The organism is Chitinimonas sp., from assembly GCF_041904975.1.
Lineage (GTDB): Bacteria > Pseudomonadota > Gammaproteobacteria > Burkholderiales > Chitinimonadaceae > Chitinimonas.
The window spans coordinates 1-5371 of the sequence record NZ_JAYRLZ010000280.1 but is presented as its reverse complement, the minus strand read 5'-3'; the positions used below and the strand labels follow the sequence as shown (position 1 = coordinate 5371).

The following is a 5371-nucleotide window of genomic DNA, read 5'->3' as shown; positions in this document are numbered from 1 at the left end:
ATTGCTTGGCGATGGCAATGAGCGCGCCGACCGTTTCAACGCGCTGGCCGGCTCGGTTTCCACCGTTTTTGTTCGCGAAGGTGACGACTTCCGCCGCCTTGCCACCTCGCTGAAAAAGCAGGATGGCACACGCGCCGTCGGCACCATGCTTGGTGCACAGCATCCGGCCCATGCCGGATTATTGACCGGGGAGAGCTATACCGGCGTAGCCCAGCTGTTCGGACGCGACTATATGGCGGTGTACGAGCCGATCAAGGATGCGGCGGGCCAGGTGGTGGGCGCTCTGTTTATCGGCTTTGATTTCTCGGACGGCATGGCCGACATCAAGCGCAAGCTCGCCGCCATGCGCTATGGGCAAACCGGCCGCATCGACATCATCGATGCCGGCAAGGCGCGTGGTCTGACGGTGGTGCATCCACAAGGTGCCGGCAAGAATCTGCTGGAAAGCGCCGGCCAAGGTACTGCCCTGGAGGCCATGCTCAAGAGCAAGAAAGGCATGACCGAGCTGGAAGAAGCTGGCACTGTACGCGAAGCGGCATACACCACGATGGCCGATCCGAAATGGCTGGTTGTCACCAGCCAGGATCGCAATGAAGTGCTGGCCGATGTGCGCTGGGCACGCAATCTGGTGCTGGCAGGCTGCCTTGGCCTTGCGGTGATCCTGATGCTGGCCATCGTATATTTGCTCAATCGCTGGGTGAAACGACCACTGAGCGAATTGGAAAGCCATGTCGAGCGGCTGTCCGAGGGCGACTTCAGCCGGGCCATCGTTGCGCTGGGCCACGATGAAATCAGCGCCATGGAACGGGCCCTGGCGCATATGCAGAGCAAGTTATCCGCCATGCTGAGGGAGGTACACGAGGATGCCCATGCGGTGCGCGGCCATGCCGAGCGTATTCGCGGCAATGCCGGGGAATTGGCCTCCAGCGCCCGCGAACAAAGCAATGAAGCGGCCGCCATGGCGGCGTCCATCGAGCAACTAACCCAGAGTTTTGGCGTGGTCGCCGATAGTGCCGGCGATGTGCATGCGGTATCGCTGGCCTCGTCCAAGCTATCCAAAGAAGGTGGCGAAGCGGTCGCCCAAACCGTTGCCGGTATCGAAGCCATCGCCAGCACCGTGCACAGCGCGTCGAACACGGTAGTCCAGCTGGGCGATCACGCCGGCGCCATCGGCAGCATGGTCGATATCATCCGCGATGTCGCCGAGCAGACCAATCTGCTGGCCCTGAACGCCGCCATCGAGGCAGCCCGCGCCGGCGAGGCCGGTCGCGGCTTTGCCGTCGTGGCCGACGAAGTGCGCAAGCTGGCCGAGCGCACCAGCAGCAGCACCACACGGATCGCCACCATCGTCTCGCAAATCCAGCATGGCACCCAGGCGGCGGTAGGCGGCATTGCCACCGGCGTGGACCAGGTGGCACGTGGAGTGGAGCTTGCCGCCATCGCTGGTGAAGCCATGGGGCGCATCCGCCAGGATGCGGATCGACTGACCTCGGCCGTCAACGACATTACCCAGACCCTGGCAGAACAGTCGACCGTGGCGCTCGATGTGGCAGGCAATGTTGAGCGCATTGCCCAGATGACCGAGCGAACCAGTGCGGCGACCGAGCAATCGGCCCGTAGTGGCATGGAACTGTTCGAGCTGGCCACACAGCTCGAACAATCCATTGCCCGCTTCAAGATAGGCCCGGCCTGATTGGCGGGGCCGGCCACCGTGTACTACCTTGGGAAGCTATGACGTTCAATAAACAATTCAGCGATAGCGAGCTGCGGCAGATTTCCGATGAAGCCTTGCTGTATATGTGTGCCTGCCCGGCCCAGGTCGCCGCCCAATTGCTGCAGTTGCGCAAACTGTATGCCTATCAGGCCAATTGCCGTGCCGACCCGGAAAACGACCCGGCCGTGCACGGCGCCATCGCCGCAGCCACGGCCGATGCCCATGCAGTCTTTGAAGCCTGTCTCGAAAAAGTATTGACGTTGGAAGGGTGGGACCGGGCCACCCTGACCATGCCGGAAGGGCTACGCCAAAAACGCGACCTGCTGCTGGGTGACTAGCGTTGTAGTGTTAGCGGCGCACTGTCACCACGAATCGGCAACCCCGGTTGTTGTCGCCGGCATGCAGACTTACCGTACCGCCGAGCGACTCCGCCGCTTCGCGCACGATGGCGAGCCCCAGGCCAGCACCGGTCACATTATTACCTAGCACCCGGAAAAACCGCTCGAATACCCGCTCACGCAGCGCTTCGGCAATTCCCGGGCCGTCGTCCAGTACCTCCAGCACCAGCTGTTGTGCCTGGCTGCATAGTCTTACCTCGACCGCGCTGCCTTGCGGGGTGTAACGCAGCGCGTTATCGAGCAAATTGTCAATGATCGACTGCCAGGGCGGCAGCCGTGTCTCCAGCGGCAGATGATCCGGCGCATCGAGACTGATCTCGATACCACGACCAACTGCAAGATTCGACCAGTGCGCCAGACGCTCGCGCAACAATGCCGCCAGATCAATGGCCGCGGTAGGCTGCACGGATATTGCCTCCATCCGCGCCAGCATCAATAACTGTGACACCCCATGCGATGCACGCTCAACGGCGGCCAATAGCGCTTGTTTGGCTTGCACACGGTCGGCACCTTCCTGCGCATGCCCCAGAACATGCGCCTCGCTGGCAATCACTGCCAGCGGCGTCTTCAGTTCATGTGCCGCGTCATGCAGAAAAGCCTGCTCCTGCACCAGTTTGCGCTTGAGCTTGGCAAACACGCCGTCGATGGCAGCCACCACCGGTTTGAGTTCCTGGTAAGGCAGGGTCATGCCCACTGGCGACAGATCATCGGCGGCGCGCCGGGCCAACTGATCAGATAGACGATTCAAGGGTCGCAAACCGCTACGTACCGCCAGCCAGATCGGTAACAGGATGATGGGAAAGGCAATCAGCAAATAGAAAGCAATATCTTTGGTCAACAACCAGATGAAACTGGAGCGTCCCGAGCCGAAGCGCCCAAGCATCTCGATATTCAGTGTCTCTCCCGGGATATACACCATGAAATACATGCTTTGATTATCGCGAGCAAATGCTTGGAACTCCTGTTCTGCAAGGCGGGATGCAAACAGCAGCTTGCCATCGGCCTGCCACACCCGCATCCACACGCGCAGATGCGGCTCGGACTCGACAATGGTCGAATCAATCAGGCTGTCGATGGCCTCGACAGCCGCACGCTGTGCGGCCGGAGCTTGATAGTGCTCGGCAGTTTTGAGGATGGCGCGCGCGGTGCGAGCTACAGCTTGCTGTGCATCGCTGCCCTGACCGACGAGACTGGTGTAATAGGCATAAGACACCAGAACCACGCACAAGAGGGCAAAGGCACCGATCAGCGCCAGCAGCATCCGGCGTGCCAGCGAAGGTTCAAGGGGCCTGATCATGTCTGGAGAACGTAACCGACGCCACGGATGGTGCGCACCAGCTCGGCGCCAATCTTGCGGCGCAGATTCGACATATGCGCTTCCACCGTATTGATGTCGAGCGGATCGCCCAAAGGCTGCAGGCACTGCGCCAGCGCATCCTTGGAAACGACGCGACCCGCCTCGCGCGCCAGCTGCAGCAAGATGGCGTACTCGCGTGGTGCCAGCGCCACCTCGCCGCCATCGACCATGACCTGGTGCCGTGCGGTATCGATGCTTAGCCGGCCGTGCACCCAGACGTTGTCAGCCTGACGGCTATGGCGACGCACCACCACGCGGATGCGCGACAGCAGTTCTTCGATGGCAAAGGGCTTGATCATAAAGTCATCCGCCCCGCCATCCAGCCCCTCCAGACGGTCATCCAGCGCGGTTCTGGCGGTAATCACGATAATCGGCACATCGAGACCGTTTTGCCGGCAGTGGCGCAGGATATCCAGTCCATCGGCATCGGGCAGGGTCAGATCCAGCAGAACACAGTCAAAGCGATGGCGCTGCACATAGGCCGGTGCATCTGCGCCGCGCCGCACCCATTCGCTGGTCAATCCTTCGGAGCCGAGGGCCTTTTGCAAGGCGCTACCCAGCTCCAGATCATCTTCAATCAGCAATACATGCATGGCATTTCCATCTATCTTCAGCTTCTCTAAAGGATCAGGCCATTAAGGTGGCGACTCTTTTCCCGAGGAGTCGTCCCATGCAAAACCGTCAACGCCGCATTCTAGCCGCATCTACCACTCGCACTACCAGCTATAGAGCCCGCAATATCGCGCCAGGCTTGCTGCTGTCAGCCCTGCTTGGCCTGTTTTCCATGGCTGCCCAAGCCGCCGAGAACCAGCAGGCGCCACTGGGCTGGTCGGTTACCACCATTGCCGGCGCCGCCCGTGTCGCCGACTTCGAGGGCAGTCGCACCAGCCATACCGCGCCCATCCTTGGCGCCGAAGCCAGCTACCGTACCGCTGACTACGGCACCTTCGGCCTTGGTCGCCAAGGTTTGAGCTGGGCGCCTTTTGATGGCGAGTCATTCCAGGCCGGCATCGCCATCAGCAGCGATGCCGGGCGCGACGAAAAGAAGCCCTCCGGCCTTGCCGGCAAACCCGGTTCGGAGCGCCTGCGCGGCTTGGGCAAGGTGGAGGCAAGCCCGATGATCGGCCTGTTTGCCGGCGGCGATGTGGGCGGCATCGGTGCCAGCTTTTCCATTGCCAAGGCGACCAGCCATCACAAGGGTCTGACCATGCAGCTGGGCGCCAGCCTGCCGATTCCCTTGCGTGAAGACCTTACCCTGACGCCATCTGCCAGTATCAACTGGGCCGACAGCAAGTATATGGGCGCCTATTTCGGCGTGAGTCGCCAGCAGGCAGCTCGTAGCGCCTACCGCGCCTTCGAGGCCAAAGCCGGCGTGAAAAGCGTTGATCTCGGCCTGGCACTGGCATGGCAGCTGGACAAGCATTGGTCGATCAATCCCGCCGTAACCGTCAGCCGCCTGCAAGGTGATGCCGCAGCCAGCCCGATTACCGAGCGTCGCACCCAGACCTCGATATCAGCGGCGGTGGCCTACACCTTCTGAGCGAGCAGTGCACCCCCTGCTTCTTGCCGCACGGCGCCTTGCCACATCACGGCAAGCACACGCAGGGAGGCAATTCTGGACGTTTGTAGCAAGGGCAAGCCGGCAGTATCGGCTTGCCCGGTACTGGGCCGACTTGCTGCATAGCGATGCAGCGCTGGCAGCCTGGCTAGATGCCGACCCGACACTGCTGATAAAACCATTGCGCCCCTATCTGGCATGCTCGGTGGAAACAGCGCAGCGCATGCAATGGCTGGAAGCGCACTACCGCTGGATGAGCAAACACCTGCCCATCGACTTGCTTGAGCACTTGCGCAATGGTCACAGCCTGACGCTATGCCGATTCACCGACGCGCAAGGCAGAT

The 5371-nt window shown here is 61.4% G+C and carries 6 protein-coding genes; 4 read left to right on the top strand and 2 right to left on the bottom strand.

Going from position 1 to position 5371, the window contains the following annotated elements; genetic code table 11:
• Positions 1 to 1693, top strand: a 1693-nt coding sequence (locus ACE3OH_RS18865; RefSeq protein ID WP_374356839.1) for a methyl-accepting chemotaxis protein, incomplete at its 5' end; no start/stop codon positions are given.
• 38 nt (positions 1694 to 1731) lie between these two features.
• Complete coding sequence (locus ACE3OH_RS18860) at positions 1732 to 2052, top strand: hypothetical protein (RefSeq protein WP_374356837.1); 321 nt, start codon at positions 1732 to 1734, stop codon at positions 2050 to 2052.
• 10 nt (positions 2053 to 2062) lie between these two features.
• On the opposite strand, the gene ACE3OH_RS18855 is transcribed toward ACE3OH_RS18860, so the two are convergent.
• Together ACE3OH_RS18855 and ACE3OH_RS18850 are read right to left on the bottom strand one after the other, a co-directional pair.
• Positions 2063 to 3409 carry an ATP-binding protein gene (locus ACE3OH_RS18855; protein ID WP_374356835.1) on the bottom strand — a complete coding sequence of 449 codons (1347 nt, stop codon included), beginning with the start codon at positions 3407 to 3409 and terminating at the stop codon, positions 2063 to 2065.
• Complete coding sequence (locus ACE3OH_RS18850) at positions 3406 to 4062, bottom strand: response regulator (protein ID WP_374356833.1); 657 nt, start codon at positions 4060 to 4062, stop codon at positions 3406 to 3408. The genes ACE3OH_RS18855 and ACE3OH_RS18850 overlap by 4 nt, the downstream gene beginning before the upstream one ends.
• A gap of 77 nt (positions 4063 to 4139) precedes the next feature.
• Here ACE3OH_RS18850 and ACE3OH_RS18845 point away from each other — a divergent pair, with 77 nt between their 5' ends.
• Together ACE3OH_RS18845 and ACE3OH_RS18840 are read left to right on the top strand one after the other, a co-directional pair.
• Positions 4140 to 5009 carry a MipA/OmpV family protein gene (locus ACE3OH_RS18845; protein ID WP_374356831.1) on the top strand — a complete coding sequence of 290 codons (870 nt, stop codon included), beginning with the start codon at positions 4140 to 4142 and terminating at the stop codon, positions 5007 to 5009.
• A gap of 7 nt (positions 5010 to 5016) precedes the next feature.
• Positions 5017 to 5371 (top strand): DUF535 family protein (locus ACE3OH_RS18840; RefSeq protein ID WP_374356828.1); only part of this gene is annotated, 355 nt, incomplete at its 3' end.